At 56.5% G+C, this 19,409-nt stretch carries 21 protein-coding genes, 1 tRNA gene and 1 pseudogene; 16 read left to right on the top strand and 7 right to left on the bottom strand.

Going from position 1 to position 19,409, the window contains the following annotated elements:
- The first annotated feature begins 6 nt into the window (after window positions 1–6).
- The 9 genes from NKJ80_RS14455 (at window position 7) to NKJ80_RS14415 (ending at window position 5,349) form a co-directional block, all read left to right on the top strand.
- On the top strand, window positions 7–1,386 hold the full coding sequence (locus tag NKJ80_RS14455; protein WP_352497786.1) for a site-specific integrase: 1,380 nt from the start codon (window positions 7–9) through the stop codon (window positions 1,384–1,386).
- A gap of 224 nt (window positions 1,387–1,610) precedes the next feature.
- On the top strand, window positions 1,611–1,877 hold the full coding sequence (locus tag NKJ80_RS14450) for a hypothetical protein (protein WP_352497785.1): 267 nt from the start codon (window positions 1,611–1,613) through the stop codon (window positions 1,875–1,877).
- Window positions 1,878–2,078, top strand: a complete 201-nt coding sequence (locus NKJ80_RS14445; RefSeq protein WP_352497784.1) for a hypothetical protein — start codon at window positions 1,878–1,880, stop codon at window positions 2,076–2,078.
- Window positions 2,062–3,237, top strand: coding sequence for a bifunctional DNA primase/polymerase (locus NKJ80_RS14440; protein WP_352497783.1), 1,176 nt, complete (start codon window positions 2,062–2,064; stop codon window positions 3,235–3,237). Before NKJ80_RS14445 ends, NKJ80_RS14440 begins: the two co-directional genes overlap by 17 nt.
- Complete coding sequence (locus NKJ80_RS14435) at window positions 3,234–3,431, top strand: hypothetical protein (RefSeq protein ID WP_352497782.1); 198 nt, start codon at window positions 3,234–3,236, stop codon at window positions 3,429–3,431. The genes NKJ80_RS14440 and NKJ80_RS14435 overlap by 4 nt, the downstream gene beginning before the upstream one ends.
- A gap of 65 nt (window positions 3,432–3,496) precedes the next feature.
- Complete coding sequence (locus NKJ80_RS14430) at window positions 3,497–4,207, top strand: hypothetical protein (RefSeq protein ID WP_352497781.1); 711 nt, start codon at window positions 3,497–3,499, stop codon at window positions 4,205–4,207.
- Window positions 4,204–4,410 carry a hypothetical protein gene (locus NKJ80_RS14425; RefSeq protein WP_352497780.1) on the top strand — a complete coding sequence of 69 codons (207 nt, stop codon included), beginning with the start codon at window positions 4,204–4,206 and terminating at the stop codon, window positions 4,408–4,410. Before NKJ80_RS14430 ends, NKJ80_RS14425 begins: the two co-directional genes overlap by 4 nt.
- A 204-nt stretch (window positions 4,411–4,614) precedes the next feature.
- Window positions 4,615–4,926, top strand: a complete 312-nt coding sequence (locus NKJ80_RS14420; protein WP_352497779.1) for a hypothetical protein — start codon at window positions 4,615–4,617, stop codon at window positions 4,924–4,926.
- A gap of 102 nt (window positions 4,927–5,028) precedes the next feature.
- Entirely contained in the window at window positions 5,029–5,349 is a 321-nt protein-coding gene (locus NKJ80_RS14415) for a hypothetical protein (protein ID WP_352497778.1), read from the top strand.
- A 1,011-nt stretch (window positions 5,350–6,360) separates the two neighbouring features.
- Here NKJ80_RS14415 and NKJ80_RS31455 read toward each other — a convergent pair.
- Both NKJ80_RS31455 and NKJ80_RS14410 read right to left on the bottom strand, forming a co-directional pair.
- Window positions 6,361–6,525, bottom strand: a pseudogene (locus NKJ80_RS31455) (sunset domain-containing protein); the annotation flags it as partial.
- A 379-nt stretch (window positions 6,526–6,904) separates the two neighbouring features.
- Window positions 6,905–7,150, bottom strand: a complete 246-nt coding sequence (locus tag NKJ80_RS14410) for a hypothetical protein (protein ID WP_352497777.1) — start codon at window positions 7,148–7,150, stop codon at window positions 6,905–6,907.
- Between the two features lie 529 nt (window positions 7,151–7,679).
- Here NKJ80_RS14410 and NKJ80_RS14405 point away from each other — a divergent pair.
- A complete protein-coding gene (locus tag NKJ80_RS14405; RefSeq protein ID WP_352497776.1) occupies window positions 7,680–8,261 on the top strand; it encodes a hypothetical protein in 582 nt (193 codons plus the stop codon).
- A 1,843-nt stretch (window positions 8,262–10,104) separates the two neighbouring features.
- On the top strand, window positions 10,105–10,716 hold the full coding sequence (locus NKJ80_RS14400) for a class I SAM-dependent methyltransferase (protein ID WP_352497775.1): 612 nt from the start codon (window positions 10,105–10,107) through the stop codon (window positions 10,714–10,716).
- Window positions 10,717–10,770: 54 nt separating this feature from the next.
- Here NKJ80_RS14400 and NKJ80_RS14395 read toward each other — a convergent pair whose 3' ends face one another.
- The gene (locus tag NKJ80_RS14395; RefSeq protein WP_352497774.1) at window positions 10,771–11,055 is read right to left on the bottom strand and encodes a hypothetical protein; all 285 of its coding nucleotides are present in this window, start codon (window positions 11,053–11,055) and stop codon (window positions 10,771–10,773) included.
- 313 nt (window positions 11,056–11,368) lie between these two features.
- On the opposite strand from NKJ80_RS14395, the gene NKJ80_RS14390 reads away from it, so the two are divergent.
- Entirely contained in the window at window positions 11,369–11,593 is a 225-nt protein-coding gene (locus NKJ80_RS14390) for a hypothetical protein (protein WP_352497773.1), read from the top strand.
- 452 nt (window positions 11,594–12,045) lie between these two features.
- On the opposite strand, the gene NKJ80_RS14385 is transcribed toward NKJ80_RS14390, so the two are convergent.
- Complete coding sequence (locus NKJ80_RS14385; protein ID WP_352497772.1) at window positions 12,046–13,785, bottom strand: DNA methyltransferase; 1,740 nt, start codon at window positions 13,783–13,785, stop codon at window positions 12,046–12,048.
- Window positions 13,786–14,303: 518 nt separating this feature from the next.
- On the opposite strand from NKJ80_RS14385, the gene NKJ80_RS14380 reads away from it, so the two are divergent.
- The 4 genes from NKJ80_RS14380 to NKJ80_RS14365 all read left to right on the top strand — a co-directional run bounded on the left by NKJ80_RS14380 (window position 14,304) and on the right by NKJ80_RS14365 (window position 17,034).
- Window positions 14,304–14,561, top strand: coding sequence for a hypothetical protein (locus NKJ80_RS14380; RefSeq protein WP_023816223.1), 258 nt, complete (start codon window positions 14,304–14,306; stop codon window positions 14,559–14,561).
- A 189-nt stretch (window positions 14,562–14,750) separates the two neighbouring features.
- Window positions 14,751–15,578 (top strand): DUF7946 domain-containing protein, encoded by an 828-nt coding sequence (locus NKJ80_RS14375; protein WP_155929728.1) that lies wholly within the window; start codon window positions 14,751–14,753, stop codon window positions 15,576–15,578.
- A 254-nt stretch (window positions 15,579–15,832) separates the two neighbouring features.
- On the top strand, window positions 15,833–16,798 hold the full coding sequence (locus tag NKJ80_RS14370; RefSeq protein ID WP_352497771.1) for a DUF2971 domain-containing protein: 966 nt from the start codon (window positions 15,833–15,835) through the stop codon (window positions 16,796–16,798).
- A 53-nt stretch (window positions 16,799–16,851) separates the two neighbouring features.
- A complete protein-coding gene (locus tag NKJ80_RS14365) occupies window positions 16,852–17,034 on the top strand; it encodes a hypothetical protein (RefSeq protein WP_352497770.1) in 183 nt (60 codons plus the stop codon).
- Between the two features lie 20 nt (window positions 17,035–17,054).
- Here NKJ80_RS14365 and NKJ80_RS14360 read toward each other — a convergent pair whose 3' ends face one another.
- From NKJ80_RS14360 to NKJ80_RS14350, 3 genes are all read right to left on the bottom strand, one after another.
- On the bottom strand, window positions 17,055–17,519 hold the full coding sequence (locus NKJ80_RS14360; RefSeq protein ID WP_352497769.1) for a hypothetical protein: 465 nt from the start codon (window positions 17,517–17,519) through the stop codon (window positions 17,055–17,057).
- Between the two features lie 140 nt (window positions 17,520–17,659).
- Window positions 17,660–17,734: transfer RNA gene (locus NKJ80_RS14355), tRNA-Glu, on the bottom strand.
- A 321-nt stretch (window positions 17,735–18,055) separates the two neighbouring features.
- Window positions 18,056–19,177, bottom strand: coding sequence for a YcbK family protein (locus tag NKJ80_RS14350; protein ID WP_023691126.1), 1,122 nt, complete (start codon window positions 19,175–19,177; stop codon window positions 18,056–18,058).
- Window positions 19,178–19,409: the final 232 nt, after the last annotated feature.

The raw sequence follows: 19,409 nt of genomic DNA, 5'->3' as shown, positions 1-19,409 counted from the left end.
GGCGACATGTCGAAGACGGTGGCGAGTTCTCTGTTCACTACGAGGGAGGCGAGAAAAATCCTCGAGCTGGGTGTTCACTGGCGCGCCATCGATCCGGACACGCACCTTGGATATCGCAAGGGAAAACGGGCTGGGAAACGGGCAGGTGTGTGGCTTGTCCGGTGGCGAGTCGGCAAAGGATATAAACAGGCGCCCCTTGGAGCGGCTGATGACATCATCACTAAGGGAACACTGGATTATAAGGCGGCCGATAGTGCTGCACGCACACTGGTAGAAAAGGAACGGACCAGAGAAAAGGTCATAGCGGCGGGCCCCGTACTGACCGTTGGGGACATTGTAGAGCAATATGTCTCCGGCCGAGACCAAAGGCTTTTGAACCGGGTCGGTCGACAGATGCGCTCTGATGCCGGCCAACGCCTTCGACGGTATCTTCTCGGCCAAGATGGACGTGGCAAACAAGATGCCATCCCGGCTGCCGCGATATCGAAGATTGAATTCCACGAACTGAGTGAGGACGATCTTTTTGGATGGCGCGACGGCTTGCCGCGCAGTCTGAAAGGAACAACCGTGCGGCGGCTCGTCAATGACCTCAAGGCGGGTTTGAATCGCGGTTACACCTTGAACAAGAAGCGGTTGCCCGCAACAGTCCCGGCAGTCATCAAAGGCGGCCTTGCGACGCCCAACGCCGATGACGACCAAGCCGAACCGGTGGCACGCGAAAATCAGATCCTCAGTGATGCTGAAGTTGATCGACTGATCATAGCTGCGAAGCAGATAGATGCAGAGGATGGGTGGGATGGGGACCTGTTCAGGCTGATCGTGGTGTTGGCTAGAACCGGTGCAAGATTTTCGCAGGTTGTCCGCATAAGGGTAAGGGACTGCCAGGCTCTCCCAAAGCCGCGCATACTGATACCCGCAAGCCGTAAGGGGCGCGGGGGACACGCCGGCGCAACTCTGTTCCCTGTGGACGCCGATATCATCAGCATGCTTCTGCCCGCGACCACCGCACGAGATCCAGACGCCATACTATTGGAGCGCTGGCGGAGCCGGCAGGTTCCCGGTGCGATACGCTGGGAGAAGTCCGAGCGTGGCCCTTGGACGGCCTCAGCCGAATTCGCGCGGCCTTGGAAATTGATTGTGGAAAGGGCAGGGCTGCCGGGAACCATTCCCTACGGCTTGAGGCATAGCAGCATCGTAAAATGCATAAGGGAAAACCTGCCTATTCGTCTTGTCGCCGCCAATCACAACACGAGCATTGTGATGATCGAAAAACACTACAGCGCCTGGATTTCGGACGGCCTTGAAGACATGACCAGAGCGGCGATTGTGCGGCCGCTTCCTCAGGAAGGAGACTCGAATGTGGTGCGGCTTCCCGCCGCGCGGTGACGCGTCGAAGCCGCCGTCGAGTTGTTCGCTGGTGTACGCGCATCGTTGACAGTAAATCCATCAACCCATATTGGAAACTGACACAGGCGAGCCTTCGGAGTTCGCTGCCGGGTCGAAACAGGAGCACCCGGTGAATCGCCTTCAGGGCATAGCCCGCAACCAAAAACAGTTTGTTTTAGGGGTTGCGGGTGTTCGTTTTCCGCCACCTCTTTTGGAGGTTGGTGGTGAAGACGAGAAATCAAATCCCGAATGTCAAGATTGATCTTGAACAGGTCGCTCCCGTTTTTCGGAAGCCGGCCTATTCGGTTCTGGAATTCCTGAAAATCCATCCAATAAAGAGGACCGCGTTTTATCACGAGGTTGCCGCCGGCCGCTTGGTAGTCCGCAAGCAAGGCTCCAGGACAATCGTGACGGACAGCGATTACCAAGCGTTCCTTGACGCGCTTCCGAGGGTCGATCCGAAAGACGTCGATCTAGAGGAGGGCGAGTAAATGCCCCGCGTCGATTTCGAATTGGTCGAGCGCGTTGCCGATCTTGTGGCCAAGAACTTTCATTCCTTCGACCGACCGCTGGTGCCAAGCATCTGTCGCCGGCTTGGCGTCGAGAATGTCGTCGCCATCTACGCCATCCGCCGCGCCGCAGAGATCCGCGCCGAGCAGGCCAAGGGGGCGGGGCATGGCGGCAGCAAATAACCGCCGACCAGGGGCGCAATCCCGGTCGGCGAAGTCATTTCAGGAAAATGCTGGATCGCAGCAATCTTATTCAGAAGGCGATCTCGATGCAATCCCCGCGGAGACTCTGGCCGAAATGGTCCGGCTTTATCGAGCCGGATTTTCCCTTTTGCCGCTCGGCGGTGAAGACGGGAAAGCGGCGACCTTTACCTTCAAGGATCGCGCACGGGCGCCCTTGCTCAGTGTCCAAAACAGAATGCTTGCAAGCAAATCCAAAGCCTTCGGTATTAGGCTTGATGGCATGCTGGTTGTCGATGTCGACACCGACACTCCCGAGTCAACCGATTATGTGCGCAAGCACTTCGGCCTCTCTCCGGTCCAGACCAAAACCAGGCGGGGCCGGCACTACTTTTTCCAATATACAGGCAAGCCGCTTCCTTCGGTTGAACTCCCCGGTATCAGGATCGATTTCAAAGCGGGTGGAAACGAATATGTCGTCGGTCCGGAATCGATACGCGTCGATGGGGTCAAATACGCCCCGGTCAAACGGCTTATATCTATCGCCGCACTGCCGTCATTTGTGGATCAACGCGGCGCCGAGCGTCACGAGGCCGGGACTGGGACCGGGACCGGTAAAATTCCTGTTGGGAAGCGCAACAAGACGCTGTTCAACAAGGCGCTGGAATACGCTCGCTATATCGAAACCTATGATGATCTGCTGGCCGACCTTCTGGCATTGCGCACAATCATTTTGGAAATGCCCTCCGATTTTCCAGATTCCGAAGTCAAGAAAATCGCGAGGTCGGTCTGGAAATACAAGATCACCGGAAACCTTTGGGAAGGGCGGAATTCGGTCATGTTAATCCGTCGTAAAATTATGGAGCGACTTCACCGGTGGGATCATGGCTGTGAAGCCTTTTCCCTCTTTTCCGTGTTGCAAAGCAATCATGGCCACATCCCTGGGAAGCTATTCGGCATTGTCCCCGATGCCATGGCCAGGGCTAGGCTGATCCCGCTGGGCCGGAACAGTGTGATCAGGGCGAGGGACATCCTGATCGAGGAAGGCTTGCTGGCACGGGCGGGCAAGAAAGGGATGATGATCCTGTACCGGCTAACTGAGGAGGGAGAGTGTAATGATTATATTGAATCCCTATCCGGGACGATAGGAGATGCGGCATGAAATCCCGTCAACTCGACCTCTTCGCCTGGGCGGAAAATAGGCCGACCGCGAAAATCATTTCCATATTTCCGAGGCTTGCCGCGAAAATTCGGGGCGAGCTTTACAGCGGCAAATTCGAAAATCCCATAATTAAATCGCCGGCCGGCGGAAATGTTGAAAGCCTGCGCCGCCATCATGGAGGCGCCAACCGATAAGCCAAGACCGAAAAATCAAAAACCCAAAAATCAACAAAACAAAAGGAGCGGAACGGAAATGAAAAATGAGCACGAAAAAGACTGGGAAAAATACGAAATCGGCGGCGCCGGATAAATCCAAGGTCTCCACCGCCAAGACCGCGAAGCAGCGGAAAGAGGAATGGAAAGCGCGACAGGAAAGAGGCGAGGCCGTATTCCCCCTGACCCTCAAAGTCGGAGAGGCCCGAGATGCATTCCTGACTGCTGGCGTATTGCCTGAATGGGACTCCGAGGATCCGAAGGAAATTGGCGAGATCGCATCTCGCATCGTGAAAGCTGTAATCAGGTTCGTGAGCGGCCATGGTAAATTGCCCTTAGATCTAGACACAGTCGGTATCAGGACACTTGTGGGGTTGCCATCCGACCTGTTCGCCAACTGTCACCGCGAGCGGTCGCGGAACGCGTTCCAGGTCACCGATCTACGGTCTGCTACGTTCAAGCCTCGTCCTACCGGAGGCTTAATCGTGAACGCATTGACGAGTCATCTCAATCGCCAAGACCTTGATGCCGTCCTCAGACTGGCAAGAGCTTTGACCAAGGCTGAGAACAACGTTGGTTCTGCTCACATCGATGATCCCGAATTCTTGCAAGACGTCGCCGATGTGATCAAGGCAACCGTCGAAAAAGAGACCAAGTCACTGGCAAACCGCGTTCGTTTGCTCGAACTTGCGACCGGCCCGCAAAACGATGCCAAGCGGGGCGTTGCGAAGGCCCGCGCCACCAAGGTGAAGTTATGACCCCGTCGCAGGCAGTTGCATTCGCCACTGAGGCGCTTGGCAAGGTTCGCGATAAAGTTCTTGTCGACTACGAAGCCACCCTCAAGAAGCAGGACATCAACGAACGCGAAATCAGCGTACGTCTCGCCACCTATCGACGGCAGATGGAGACCTGGTTCCAGCGTTCGATTGAAGGGATCAAGAAGCGTTACCCAATTCATTGAAAACTGTCGTTGGCCTGGGCGTTTCCCCTTCCTCTCAGGCCCACTGCCGCCGCGCTGTGGCGCCAGCGTGGCGGCGCCCGGGGGCGATAAAATGTCAGAAGCCGAAGACGAATGTAGACCGGACGAAGAGTCATACATAGGTTTTATTTCCTAGACCATTTATTTTCCGATCCCGGGCCCCGATCCACAATTTCGATGGACGCCATGACCGACAAAACCCCTGATTTTCCACCACCTCGCTGGCTGACCCGCGCCGAAAAGGCCGAATTCGCGAAGCTTATCGCGGTCCGAAAAGCCGTCTCAAATCAAGTTACGGCAACAGATGCGATGCTGGTCTGTGATCTGGTGACGGCGAGGTCGCGCCTCATCGCCATGCGAGCCCTATTCAAGCGCGCTGTCGCCGATTGCGGCGACTCCGATTTTCTTTCGCCGCAGCGGCATCTCCTGTCGATCGCCAGCGGCATTGACCGGACGACGGCGGCCACACAAAAGATGGCCGTGCAATTGGGCGTCTAAGCCGTTCCTCGCCTTCTCTTCGGGGAGTTCTTTCCGGCTGTAAACTTGCGCGGCGCCATGGTTGCGGCATCTATGGGTGAGACGTCAGGGGGATTGGCGAAAATGATCGCCATGGCGAAAATTGGAATACTCTCAGTTGCTATCTGTGCGATCTGCTTGGTTGTCGGGATTTTTGCCTCGAGGCAGGTTGCTGCACCAACTATCTTTCCTCCACTTTGGGCTCTGGGGCTGTCGAGTATCCTGTCTGGAGCTGTGCTGTATTGCGTCGGTGAGATAGCCGACAAGCTCAATGTGGCCGTTGATCATCTAGCGTTCCTGCGTAGAAATGCGGAGGCTGCGGCTCCCAAATCGAACGTTTCGCCATCCAGGCAACAAACGCTTGCTGATCTCGAAGGCGTAAAAGGTGTCTTTCAAGATCGTTGAAATGGTGTTCTCGGCGAAGGCTAGGAAGCTTCGCCCACAAAAACATGTGCCGACGGAGTAGGATGAAGAATCAGCTGCCGCTCGAACTGCGGTGGCCCTGATTTGCCGTCCGGCCGCCGCTGATCAGGAAACCTCCCACCGCAACGCCGGCCCATTTTGTATTCGCAGAAATCGTAAAGCGCCTCTTGCAGGGGTGTGGCTTTTGCCGTTCAGTGCCCATCCGGGGAATAATGTTATGCGCAAGCGCTATATAATCGTGATCCTTGCTGTTGCGGGGTGCCAGACGGCGCCGGCTTACATCGTCTACAAACCGGGCGTTGATCTAAACGCAACTCAGACTGCTAAGGACCAGTGTCAGATTGCGTCGCTCAGAGAAATACCGCAGTCGATGGCAACCGATTACCATCCTGGCTACAACAACCCCGGGACAGTGCAATGCAATACGATCGGAACAGTCGTCTCCTGCAACACCATCGGGGCGGTAAACATTCCGGGGTCAACGACGACCTACGATGTGAACCAAGACCTTAGAGACCGATATATGGTTCGCTGCCTGGAGGGCCAAGGATTCGGCGTCAAGCTTGCAAGGGCCTGCGCGTCCGAAGCCGAGAACTCGAAAGCTCTGGCAGATCGGGAGGCAGGTCGGTTTCCGACATGCGCTGTGAAGCTGTAGCCTCAGAATGGTAACAGCCGATTGGGCGTTCGTACTAGCTTTTCGGTGACGCTGGCACCCGCTTTTGTATGGAAAGTATGGTCGAAGTTCATGTTCCCAAAACGGGGCGCGATCGCTCTTTGCGTGGCATCCTTCATGGGCTGCGCTCATGCCCAAGAAGCCTGCGACCCAAACTACTCAGGGGCCTGTGTTCCGATTGCGAGTGATGTCGATTGTTCCTCTGGAAAGGGCAACGGCCCCGCATATGTGCGCGGGCCGGTCACTGTCATAGGCACGGATATCTATGATCTCGACCGAGACGGCGACGGGATAGGCTGCGAGAACGGCTAGAGCCGACGCTAGCGCATAGCCTTCCGCCACCCAGCGGCGCGCGCTGCATCTTCCGAACAGAACCACCGCTCGCCCTTCGAAAGGCTGATGCGGGTTTCGGAATAATGTTCCTGCCCGGGAACGTGATAGATGCGCTCGCCAGTGTTGTAGCTGATATTGCCCTTGATGCCGCAGCCAACAGCAGGGGGACCGATTTCAAAGGCAGCAGGCCAGCCACAACCGCACCGAAGGCCCCGATCTTTAGCCATAACGGCGCGTCGCGCGAACGATAGCGCCTGCCATACCTTCGGCGGTTGTATTCATTGTCCGCGTAGTAGCGACGTTTGCCCACGCCCCTCACTCCCCGATGGGAGAATGCGACGCCTAGGGCTTGGAGTCCAGATGGGCGGCTTTTGGTGGCTCTGTCCCGTTCCACTGGATGAACGTTACTTCCTCCCCGGTGACGTCCCGCACCCCTGCAACAGCACGTCATGCAGGACGCGCGTCTGCCGGCAGTGGTCGCAGTGCGGGGATATAGACGGCTTGATGATACTCAAGTGCAGCGGCCATCGCCTATCCCCGGAAACGTTCGGTATGCCAGACGATCTTGCCGTCGACCTTCATGGGCTTGTGGATCATCAGCCGCTCAGGCAGGTGTTCGGGATGCACCTCCAGCAAGGTGATTTTGATCTGCGGCTTACACCGGTTGCAGTCGAACTTGAGCTTCAAGGGATCGACGCCGCCGCCATAGACCATCATCAGGTCTACGGACCGGCAGTAGCGGACATTGCCGCAGTTGCACTCTGCCTTCACAAGCATGTTGTGCCGGGTCGCCTTGCCCGGGCCGAGCTCAGGCTAAATCGCGAGCTCCGCGACAAAAGCCGTCCCGACTGGGGTACAACTAGTAGACAGTAGTGGTGGCAGGTGGTGCGAGTGAACGCCCACCGAAAGATATCGTTCTCAGAAAAGCCGGAGCGTGATAGGATCACTGGTGGAGGAGGATGAGTTGTGGGGACCGCACGTAGCAGCTTTTGCTCGACCGCGTTGCTTTTTGCAGCTGTGACCTCAGCTTCGTCATCGTTCGCGCAAAATATCCAGTTTCTCTACAACGATCCCCTGCAAGGGCCAATATGTGCAGGTGATTTTGGCCCCGCCCCTTGCCGGGTCATTACCCAATATCAATACCCAAATCCGCCGCAACAGTCTCAACAATATCAACTTGCACCATCGCCTCAACTACCGATCTTCGGCGGTAACAACTCTTTTCATGATGTTCCGAGCTACAATCGGCCGTTAATAGAAGAGCGCCCTTGGGGATTTTGCCCGCCGCCGTGCAGAGTGAATTAGAGTGCCGATATCTGTCGACACACTTACAGAAATATACAACCTCCTTTGCCGAAGTGCGCTGAATAAAGAGTACTACGGACGATCGTTAGCAACAACTCAACGATTCAATGATGTGCTGGAAATTTTAATTGCGCTAGGTACAACAGGCAGCGGCATTTCTGCCTTAACCATCTGGTCATTGAAGCCATTTGGGCCGTGGATTTGGGGCGCATTAGCGACCATTTCGGCCTTGCTCGCCGTGGCAAAACCTATAATTCAATTAAACAAGCGAGTGGAAAGACTTACTCGGTTGTATGTCGGCCACTCTGACAATTACGCCAATATGATCATCTTAGTGAGCAGAATTCGTCGCCACGGAGACATCGACAAGGAGTCAAATAGCGACTTTGAAGCTGCAGAGGCACGGTTCCGTGAGCTTTCCAAAGAAGACGATCCTCGGCCGAATGTGAAGCTGCTAAAAAGATGCGAGGCAATGGTTCGAATGCGTCATCCGCCCGAGGCTGCGTGGTATCCCATCGGAAATTCAACGAACCCCACAGTCGGCACTTTAGCCACCAAGACAGATAATAGCCCTTCACGGTGAAAGCGGTTGCTCGGACGGGCTCCGCGCTTAATCCGCCTCTTGAAATCTTGCAGCGAGGCATGTCGCAAATCCTCCTCCCCGCGAAGATGCTTCACACGGCCGATGATGCCCGGGCTGAACCCATTGCGTCGCCGCCCGCTTCATGCCCTTCGGCGCCGGCCCGGCGCGCGTCCGCGACGCTATTGTCGTGGCGATGACGTTGACCGAAGGCGCTTCAGCAGTTCGCGTGAGGCTTGGATCGCCCTGCGCGATTGATCCATGTTCTGGCGAAACGTGCCGGGTTCCGCCATGGACTTCTGCCACCTCAGCAAGGTGGCCGTCGTAGTCGCAGCGGCCGCGCGAGCGATATCTATGGGCGTTGTAACCATCACATCCTCCCAAAAAGGCAATGGTAAACGCCACATTAATAAGCCGGCCGAAGCCCTCGCTGCAATAAAGAATGTTATACGAGTTTTACTCAATGGCGAGGCACATTGCCATGCGACAGCCTCATCGCCGCCCCCTTCCACACCTCAAACAAAAAACTCGCTGATCGAAGTCAGCTAAAGCCGCACAACCGTGTCGAGATGCAGGCGTATCCGCTGGCCTTTCGCGAAGGACAGGGCGAACGATTCCAGCCAAATGATCGTGTAATTTCCTGGTCAGTTTCAATGATGCGAACGACCCATTCGCCACTGGCTCGGACAACTTCCACGCGAGGCAACGCCTTTCGGATTGGCACCACGTTGTCCACCGCATCCTCCCTACAAACAGCAATGGCAAGCCGATTTAAGACCTTGGTAGTTGGGATTTCAATAAACAGATGCTTTCGGATCGGACGAACCATCTTGGATGGGCAGTACGAAGGCTGGCGAATGGCTATCTTGTCATGCCACCTCAGTCAGGCGAGCCCTCCGGGGGAACCTCCCGATAGCCTCTGCTACAGGTCGTTGGCATTCAGGATGGCCGCCAGCTCTTCGGCATACTCCATGTCGGGAAGGTCGACAGATGGGTGGCCCGCTAAAATAGCCGGCAGCCCGGTGAACACGTCGAACACCGTCCATGTCCCATCCGGTTCCCGCCTTACGCCGTACCGCAGAGTTGCCATGAGGGATGCTAATGGAAGTCGGGAATAGATGGTACGAAAATGCGAGCGGGCGATCGGACAACAGGCACGCCTTTCCGGAAACTCTTTGCCGCTGCGGCGGGTTCGGTCGGGCATGACCAGAATGGCCGACCTCGGACCGCCCATTTCCGGCAAGCCACATGACCCTGACTGGGAGAAGGAGCATTTCTATGCGCGCCACACTGCGCGCAACGGGGAGACCGTCCCGAGCACCAGCCGCTGGAATTCGACGCCTAAGAGCGCAGCACAACCCAACTGGGCATCGGCTATCGAACCAGCGTTTGCGCGCGGCCGCTTCTAGGCGCATGGTGCCTGGATGACTCCAATCGAACGGAAGCTGGCCGAATTGAACGACATTCGGGACACCTTGACTGAGCAGGCTACAATCCTGCGCTATCGCTGCGAGAGTTCGCGCCAAGACGCGAGAGAGCTATGCGAAGAGCTCCGCCAAATGGTAGGTGTGGCCCGCAGCAGCAACAAATTCGCGTCCATCATCACCGGCTCGCGCAAAGGCTAGGCGACGCGGCCCGCACCCCAGGAAGGAAAGCACGGGCCGACCGTTGCTGTCTTCAGCCTTCGAAAGGCGGAACCGATAGGCGTCATCGGGAGAATTGGCGCCAATCCAAGCACGACTTGATAAGCTCGGGATTCTCGTCGGATAATGAGGTGCAATACAGGCGGCTGATCCGGTCTGCGCGAGTTGCCACCGACGAGCGCCTTATGAACAGGTGGGATCGGATGGCGCCACGGTTTATAGCGAAACAACTGTCCTGGCCGACCGGAATCGGCGGCTGGCTGGTCCGGGCTGGCATGAACCGGGGGAATGCTCGGCTCAATGGCTACGCTCTCAATGAATTGCGACTGGTCCCGGAAGATCGTGCCGTGGAGGTCGGTTTCGGCGGCGCAGTTTTACTGCCGCAACTTCTCCGTGGGGCAGCATTCGTTTGCGGTGTGGATCGCTCGCAGGATGTCGTGAACGCTGCCTGCCGCCGGTTCGCCGATGCAGTGCGCGCCGGACGAGCCGAGTTCCGAGTCGGGCTAGTCGAGGACTTGCCCTTGCCGGATAGCACATTCGACAAGGCTCTCAGCGTCCACACAGTGTACTTCTGGCAAAGCCTTAGAGCTGGATCCGCAGAGCTCGCTCGCGTCCTCAAACCAGGCGGTCGCGTCGTGCTGGGCTTCCTCCCGAAGGCGCATATGGATCGGATGAACATGCCGGCCGATATTTTTACACCTCGCGAGCCGGATGAGGTCATTGCTGCCTTGCGAGATGCAGGGTTCAGCGACCCTGAAGTGCGGAGACCGAGCACGGAAACCGCATGGCTCGTTGTGACAGGCATGCGAAGATAAGTTTCGGCGCCAGATGCAAAAAACCCGCCGACCAAGGCCAGCGGGCTCACTGGCCTATTTTCCCATCATCATCGCAGCTTTGCAGAAATTTTCATGGGCCTTCGCAATATCTGCGTCAGCGCAGTCCTTCATCACCGCGTCCTTGTCCTCCTGAGACATAGCCGACCAAGCGGTTTTCGCTTCGGCCTCAGACTTCATGGTCTTCATGCTGCTGTCCGTGAAGAAAGGAGACATTTTTGCAGGATCGTCGAGCGCAGACGTGCCAGTGGAACTGCCGGCAAAGGCCGATCCGGTCATAAGGGCAAATGTCGCGCCGAGAATGATCATTTTGGAATTCATCGAAATTCCTCCTAGGACAAACTGCTTGAATGCAGCCGTGCTAATTCAACGCTGGCGGGTAGAAAGGGTTTCCAGCCAAATTGAAAATTGTAAAAATTGCTACCGATAGTCCGTCGTCAACCTAGGAGGAATTGGCCCGCAAGTTCGGTCAGGGCGGCCGGCGGCCACCATCGATGCTGCAATTGCCCTGGCCGGTTGCCATTGCCTGCTAACGAGCGCACACTGTTGCGGTCGCCTCGAAAAACCAAAAACAAACAGGCACGAGGCGCTTGGGAGCGATCATCAGGCTTTCGCCCGACCAGGGAGAAGGCCCATGCCGACACCGGCAGAAATCCGGCTCATTTATTTGATGGGCCAACTCGCTCACAACCAGAGCATCGTTTCCAAGCAAGATATAGTCGTTGGTTTGCTGAATCACGAAGGCAGTCCAACGATCGACGCCATTAGCCTTTTGGCGAGCATGCACCACACCCTGCAACGGACCCGCCAGAGCTTACACGAGGCGGAAGCGGCATATCGAGTCAGAAATGCGGAGTAGTGAAAAAGCCCAACGCGCGTACACAGCCGCAGAGTTCGCCGAGAAACACGGTTTGACCGTGAAGGCAGCCGAAATCATCCTGTCCGTGAACGGCTCCTCACGTGTCGCTTGCGATGCAGCAGCACGCGCATTCAAAGAAGCGGTAGCGCACCGACAACACAGCAGTGACGTGGAACGATGAAAAGCCCGCCGACGGGGGTTAGCGGGCTTGTGCAGGAATGGCCCGCGCCTGCTTCCGAGGCTGCGCGGGCCGACCATGACGAGTGGAGAGGACATCTTGGTCACCGGCAGGAATCGCTGAAGAACGAGCCGGGTGCGACCGAACAGCCTCGGAGCGGGAATGTTCCCGGCTCACGCAAAAAGCCCGCCAGCATCGCCGGCGGGCAATTGGTCTGGAGTGCGCCGGGATCGCCCCGGCATAGGTCAACGAGTGGCGGAGGTCTTGGGGGCAGTTAGGCCTTCGCCTTTCTGTTGTCCGAGCGGGTCACCTCGACCTCAACAGCTCTGATCGGGCGGTTCTTTGATAATCGGCTAGATGGCTCGCTAGCTTGCTTGCCATCAATCGGGAACAACATTTCTGTCTGCCCTTCAGCCCTTTTGCGCGATTTCTTCGGCGCTGCAGATACTGATTGGCGTCCAGCCTCAGGCATGTCGATCATGCCGGGCAAATCAACAGGATTGGTTCGAAAGAGCATGTCAACGGTAAGAATTTGCAACTTTGCAACCCGTTTAGAAGCGGGACCGACATCTCGTTCCGAAGCGGCTTCCTTCACCATCGCCGGAGTTGGAGGATCAAGACATACCAGAACGCCAATCTCTGCGCCTTCGCGCTGCACGACAGACTTAAGCTTATGAATTGCATCGACGCCGACATGCAACCCACCCTTCACGGAGACAACAGCTCGATTTGGCTGCTCAATCCCGACACGGTGATACCGGATGATTCCGTCAATCCCACCGTCTGCACCGGGGCGATCCTTAGGAATGCCGCCGAGTGAGAAAACGGCCCACTTCTGAAACTCCAACCAATCTCGACCGGCCAGCGCTCTCGCGTCATTTGCATCCCTTGGTCGTCCAAAGATTTTGTACCTGTCTTTGATCCTAGCGCCGAATGATTTAACGAGCCGACCTTCGATGACGTGAATTGCTAAATAGGTAACATCTATTCCAATCCATTTTCTTCCTAACGTCTCTGAGGCCTCGATCGCGGTCCCACACCCACAAAACGGATCCAAAACAACGTCGCCTTTATTGGAGGAAGCCAGAATAATGCGCTCCAGCAGCGCTAGCGGCTTTTGTGTCGAGTAGCCCAGACGTTCATTGCCGGCAGGGTTGATCTTATCAATGTCATCCCAAATGTCGCTGACGGCCAACCCCTTCAACTCATCGCGATATCTCTTGATCTGCGGCCAGCCGCCACCGGGCGGCCAATAGAGTTTGCTCGCAGCGTCAAGAGCCTCAAGATTCTCGGTCGTAAACTTCCAATGCGCACCCTTGGCGGCCGGGTCATACCCGCGCCATGCTTGACCAGACGAGCCTTGGCGCGTGCCGGCGGCGGTCAGGCTATTGCGCCAATACAAGCGGCCATCCCCGTCCTGATATTTATAGTATTTATCGAGGTAGTCCTCGGCATAGTCGGTGCGAGGGTTCGTCCACGTAAAGAGGCCGCTTTTGCTATAGAAAAACAGCACATCGTGAACCGGTCCGTAGCGTTTTGCGCTGTTGTGCGCGCTGTGTCTCTTCCAGATAATCTCGTTCTGGAATCGGTCTGGTCCAAAAATCGCATCTAGAATCAATTTCAAATAGTGGCTCGCTGTCGGGTCACAGTGCAAATATAGCGAACCCGTCGAATTCAGCACGCGACGCATCTCGATCAATCGCACGGTCATCATGGCCAGATACGCCATCATGTTGCTGTTTCCAAAAACCTTTTGGAACGCGTCTAGGAGAGACCCCGCTTCAAGATGTCTCTCGGCTGTCTCATCAATTGCGCGCTGCGCATCGCGTCCCCATTTCCATGTGTCTTCGAACGCATGGGACTGAGCTTGGGAAGGACCGCCCCGCTTCGTTCCATAAAGAACATTATAATTTGCGTTGGAATTGAAAGGTGGATCCAGGTAGATCAAATCAATTGACTCTGCTGACATACCTCGCAGCACGTCAAGATTATCGCCGAAGTGAAGCTCATTCATAGCTTGCGTCCCCGGCAACAGATTTGCACACGATCGTTAAATATTTGAGAAGTTGGAGTGCATCGACTATTGCTGGAGCGCCACCCCGCTCCACTCCCCCTGCAGCGCGGCTTTCGCTCATCCGCCCCGCAGCACGCGCCAGATCAGACCGGCTCTTGCAACAAAGCCAACTGGTATTTGCAGAATTGTTCTTTGGCGCGAAAGCTGGATTGTCACAAGGATGGTAAACCTTGTGAGCTTTAGGCTGAACCTTGCGGCTCGCCAGTTCGAACAACGCACCAAAAGGCAGCTATCGCCTTGCCATTGGCAGAGGCGTCAACGACCTCTATAACGCTATTGAGCGAACGCTCAGGGCGTGAGAACCCCGTCAGGTGGCGGCACCAGTGCTGCCGATATCCGCACTCTCCGACCAAGGTCGGGGAGGCATACGTGTATGTCCAGGGCGAAAGCCTAAAGGCGTATGCGGCCTTCCACCTGAAGGCTTCTCAACTCCCCGATCTGGTCAAAGGGGAGACCACATGAAAAATCTCGTTTTCGCATTAGTTGGCCTCGCGGCCGCAATTTTCGTCGCCGAGTTCGTCTGGACATCAGCGTCAGGTGCCTACCGAAGTTCGGTATCTGAAAAGCAGGCTAAAAAGGATGAGTTTGATCACATCGTGCTGGAACGGACGATCCTACTCTGCAAACAGTCAGGATACGATCCGGCAGCGTCTTTCTGCCAATCTGCGAGGGCTACGTGCCTTAAGGACGCGGCGCGGTTTCCCGATCTCTGTTAATTGCTGTCTGCGCTCAGATATGGCCGTGTGGATATTGTCGATCCGCGAGCTCGCCGACAAACTTCGGGCGACACCGCGCTGATCGTTACTGCCCGAGAATCGAAGGGCTCACCGGCTTCTGGCGTTCCCTACTTTTCCTGTGACACTCCGCAGGTCGATGTGGCATAAGGCGACATTGGGGGGCTGCGGATGTCTTTGGAACTACGGTACAAGTTGATTTTTGAGGGTGGAGATGCCGACAACAATCGCTTGCCGGCGCATGAGGGGTCTTCTTCTTTAGAAGGGGTGTCCTGGTCAGTTTCGTTGCTCGCACATTACGTCGCCACTGGTGCAATCCGCACAAGAGGGGAACTCTCGCCAAAGGTTCGAGTTTTTATATCTCCCGCACGGCAGGGCAGTTTTATCACCGATCTATGGGTGGTTGCCACGGAGCCAAATAACCTCTGGATGACGACTATCCTTGGCTCTTATGCTGTCGGGACGATCGGCCAGATGGCGAACTCGCTAATAGTGACCAGTGTCAAGGAAGTATGCGGCATCATAAACCGCGTTACAACGAAGGAAGAGCGTTGGCTCAACGGTTTGCCGTCTGGCGATCGAGAAGCTCTCGTGGACAAAATAGAACCTTCGATGAAGCGAGCTCACGCGGTGATAGGCGAAGGCGCTGAAACGCTTGTGATCCGCAAGGGTTACACTCCGTTAGTCACCCTAGATCATCTGACTAAGGCATATGTGAATGCTGACTTGTTCGGCGAGGAGCTGACCAAGACAGTCAGCATTGGAGCATTCAACGCCAATTCTGGAAACGGACGGCTATATCTTCCTGAAGTGGGGAAGACGGTCCCGTTCTTCGTTGAGAAGGGGTTGGATCAAGGCACTTATGCCGCCTTGAGCCATAGCTTAGATTCCTACGTCAACAACGTCCCCAGCATGGTTGATATCGTGGCAACCGAGGTGCTTGCCAACGATGGCCGGATAAAACGTCTCTTGATCAAAAGGGCCTACAAGCGGCCATAAGCCCTATTTCTCGGACGAGCAATCTGACTCTGTTCAACGGGTTCTCAGCGATTCAACGTTGAAGGATGCGAACGGGCGGGTTCTCAACGATTTCGAGCAACGCTGCCATGTCAGGCGCAGCCCCATAGTGCGTCAGCAAGATCCCGCATTGTCTCTGATTGAAGCGCCGTGCGGACGCCGAGAGATTTATCTGATTTGATTCGACCATCTCAAAAGGCCGGCGCGATTCGGGCCGGCATTCTAGGAGGCGAGAAATGATAGGACTCGACCCGGACGCAATTCGAGAAGCGATGATTTTCTTCCCTTATGCGAGTGAAAAGACGATAGCGGCGATCGAATGCGGGCAGGAATTTGTCCATTACTGCGACGGCAATGCTGGCCTGTCCATGATCCAGAACAAAGAGGTCTGGCTTAGGAATACCACATGGATGAATGACCTCTCAGAAATCCGCTACGGAACGGCACTTCTTGTAGGCGCCTACAATGGGGATAGAGGGAAGGATTTGAGAGAGGCGTTGAACGCTGAATGGCCTGGGTTCACAGAAGAGTTTGAACGCATTTTCTCGTCCTGGATCGACCATTGGCAGCAAGAGACATATATCGCCTGTCTAACGGAGAAACTGCCAAAGGAAGACAAAATTGGAAGGCTTTCAATGTGGAGGGCCTACGGGAAAGGAAGTTCACCCATTGCGTTCGTGATAAACGGTGGACCGCTCTTGAGGCCCTCCGATGCCGTGGGAGCTTATTCCAGCCCGGTGGCATACCTGGATCAGGACGATTTTAACAACGAGTTCAGCAAGATGGTCGCGAACATAATCGGCAATCTGGATTTCTTAAGGGGGAAAGGCAGAGACCGCGTTTTCAACCACCTTTTCGCGGCATTCAGATACGCGATTATATGCACCAAGCACCCTTCATTCTATGAGGAGCGAGAGTGGCGGGTCGTCTACCAGCCAACCTTTGAACCTTCGGAACGAATGGTTGAGGATACGAAGGTCATCAGCGGTGCGCCTCAACGGATATTCAAGATACCAATGAGGGATTACCCCGATGAGGGATTCTTCGGCGCGACACTTCCGGACCTTTTGGTTCGAATAATAATTGGACCTGGCCCTGATGCGGCTAGTCTTCAACGCGAGTTCGTACATTTTTTGCAAAAGGAAAGTGTTCCGGACCCGCTGCAAAAAGTCGTAATTTCGAACGTGCCATTGAGGACCTAAACTAGTATTTTGAGCGGCGCTTTTGGCAGTCACCAATTGAAGGGACCGAACGAATGACATTTATCGACGCTGTGCGCCAGATCAGGAGGCGGTTTCCGGAATCTGTCGTTCAAGGTGATGATCGATCGACTGTCGCCAAAACGCCTGATGGCGGCGTCCTACTGGCAACCATTGACCATCCGGAAGGATGGCACAATGACGTGACGCTTCGCCTTGGAGCAGCAAACTCAAAATAGGGAAGAGTTTTGGCTGCAGCTCATATTCTGGCTACGCGCAACGCCGCTTTCTGGTCTACGGTGAAGCCGCTACGCCGCCGGCGAAAGTCCTTGAAGGTGTCGTCGACCATGGCGGCCTCGGCCTCGTAAAGGATGTGGCTATACGATAGCCCCGCTATCATCCCCATAAGTTCGCGGGCATGCTCTGGGTTATCCCGAAGGCAGCGCTCTACTGCGGAGTCCAAGATGGGTTTCCAATTCTGGATATCGATGGCGACGGCGTCGCTGGCCTCGCGGCGAAGCCGGGCGAAGATCGTCCGGATATCGAGTTCGCGCATCGAATCCGAATAGGTGAGGCCGCGCCGGCCGGCATCCATCATGAAACGTTCGAAGGGCGCTTGATCATCGCCGGTGATGGCGTCGATTATGTCGGGCAGCTTCGAAAGGATCATGCCGACGCCGCCTAGGATCACGGGCGAGAAAAACAGGAGATCGCTCAGAACCATGGCACGGTCCTTTCCATTTTCACGGTTTGGTGGGTGAGGGGAGCCGGATTCGGCCGAATCTGTTCGCCGCTGTTCGCAGGCGTATATTCGACGGATATTTGATGTATCCGAACAAAACCACAGTAAGTGATTGATTTTGCTGGTACGCCCAAGGGGAATCGAACCCCTGTTACCGCCGTGAAAGGGCGGTGTCCTAACCGCTAGACGATGGGCGCGCTCAGACGAAGCGGCTTATAATTGCGTTGTTGCCAACCGGCAACCCATCAGCCGCAAGATGCGGAAACTTTTTTCAAGAGGGGCAAGAAAAGCCAGTTTGGTGAGCCAGCGCAGGTTTCTGGCCTCGCGTCGTTGCACATCTTTGGATGAACGCGCCGCGCAGTCGTCATCCTTGGTCTGCGCTGCGTCGCTGCGCTCCTTGCTTCGCCATAGGATGACGAAGTCGCGGGTGCCTCGGCTAATCTCGAACGTCGCTGATAGCTAATCGGAAAAAACGGCGGGCTGCTAACAGCCCTCGGCCCGTTTGCCGAATGGGGATGCTACCCCCGCCGGCGGCAGCGCCAGTTCCAGTCGCGCTCGGGGCCGACGTCGACGTGAACGGATTCGGTATGGCAGTAGGTGCCGACGCCGCCGCGGCCGGGCATGGTTCGGATGTAGCTCGCCAGTTCCCATTTGGAGACGCCGGGAACCTGGATGTCGGCGGCGGCGCAATACATGTGCAGCGAATTCTTGGCGCCGTTGGCGCGCCGGTTGCGGGCCGGGTCGCGGTAGCCTGATGTGACCATCATCTTGCGGCCGTAATGGCCTTCGATGGTCTTCAGCACACGCACCAGCGACGGCTTCAGGCAGGCGACGTCGACGCTCTCGTTTTGCTTCAACAGGCCGTTGGGCGCCAGCCGGGCGAGGCCGGCGGCGGAAGCCACCTGATAGGCGCCGCCCGAACCCTCGTCCTCGTTCAGGTCGACGTCGCTTTCGTCGTCGAGGCCGGATTTGCGCTTGATCTCGAACAGCGCCGTCTGGCGCACGCCGGGCAAGGCATCGCTGCCGGTGATGTGGTTGCTCTCGTTGCCAAGCGAGGCAAGCTGCAAGGGCTTGTCGGCCGAACTGGCTGAGGCCAACGTGATGATCGGCTTTGCCGGGGCGGCCTTCTGGGCAGCAACCGCAGGCTGTTCGCCCGAGCGCGAGTTGACCAGCGGAGCAGGTGCCGCCGAGGTTGGCGTGGTGCTGAACAGTGAGGCCAGGAAGCCCTTCTTCGGCGTGTCGATCTGCTGGGGCGCGGCGGTCACGTAGACCTCGCCGGGCGCGGGTGCCGCGGCAGTCGGTTTCGGCGCGGTCACGCCGGCATCGGCGGCGGCGATCTTCTGCGCCACGGCGTCCGTTGCGGCCGCGGTCTGTGCTGACTGCTGCAGCGACTGCGGCGTCTGGCCGACAATGGTTTCGGAGCCGGCGGGAACATTGACCGGGAAGCCGGTGCCGGGCTTGGCCACCGGCACATAGGCGACCTGCTCGGGCAGTGTCGCATCGCCCGCTGCCGTCATCATCATCTGCGGCCCGGTGGATGTGACCTGCACGGTCGAATCGCCCGGCGCCGCAGGGCTGGCGCCGGAAGCCGCGGCGATGTCAGAAGCGGTCGCGTTGTAGCCAGGCATGCCGACGGACATTGTGGGGTCGCTGGCGGAGGTGCAGGACGCCAGAAGCACGGAGAAAAGCGCTGCCGCTATAGTGCGACCTTCTCTCCCCGCGAGACGCGATCCTACTGATTTCAAAACTAAATTCCCCCTCGGTGTCCGGTCGGCCTGCTATTGGTGCGGCGTCGAAACGTTCACATCCAATGCCTTGTGTTCCCAAACCGGAAACGAGACTTGTGTCAATTCTGCAAGCCTCTGAATTATT

This window comes from Mesorhizobium sp. M0030, from assembly GCF_040323695.1.
GTDB lineage: Bacteria > Pseudomonadota > Alphaproteobacteria > Rhizobiales > Rhizobiaceae > Mesorhizobium.
The sequence above is the reverse complement of the archived record's forward strand: the minus strand, read 5'-3'. Positions and strand labels throughout refer to the sequence as shown.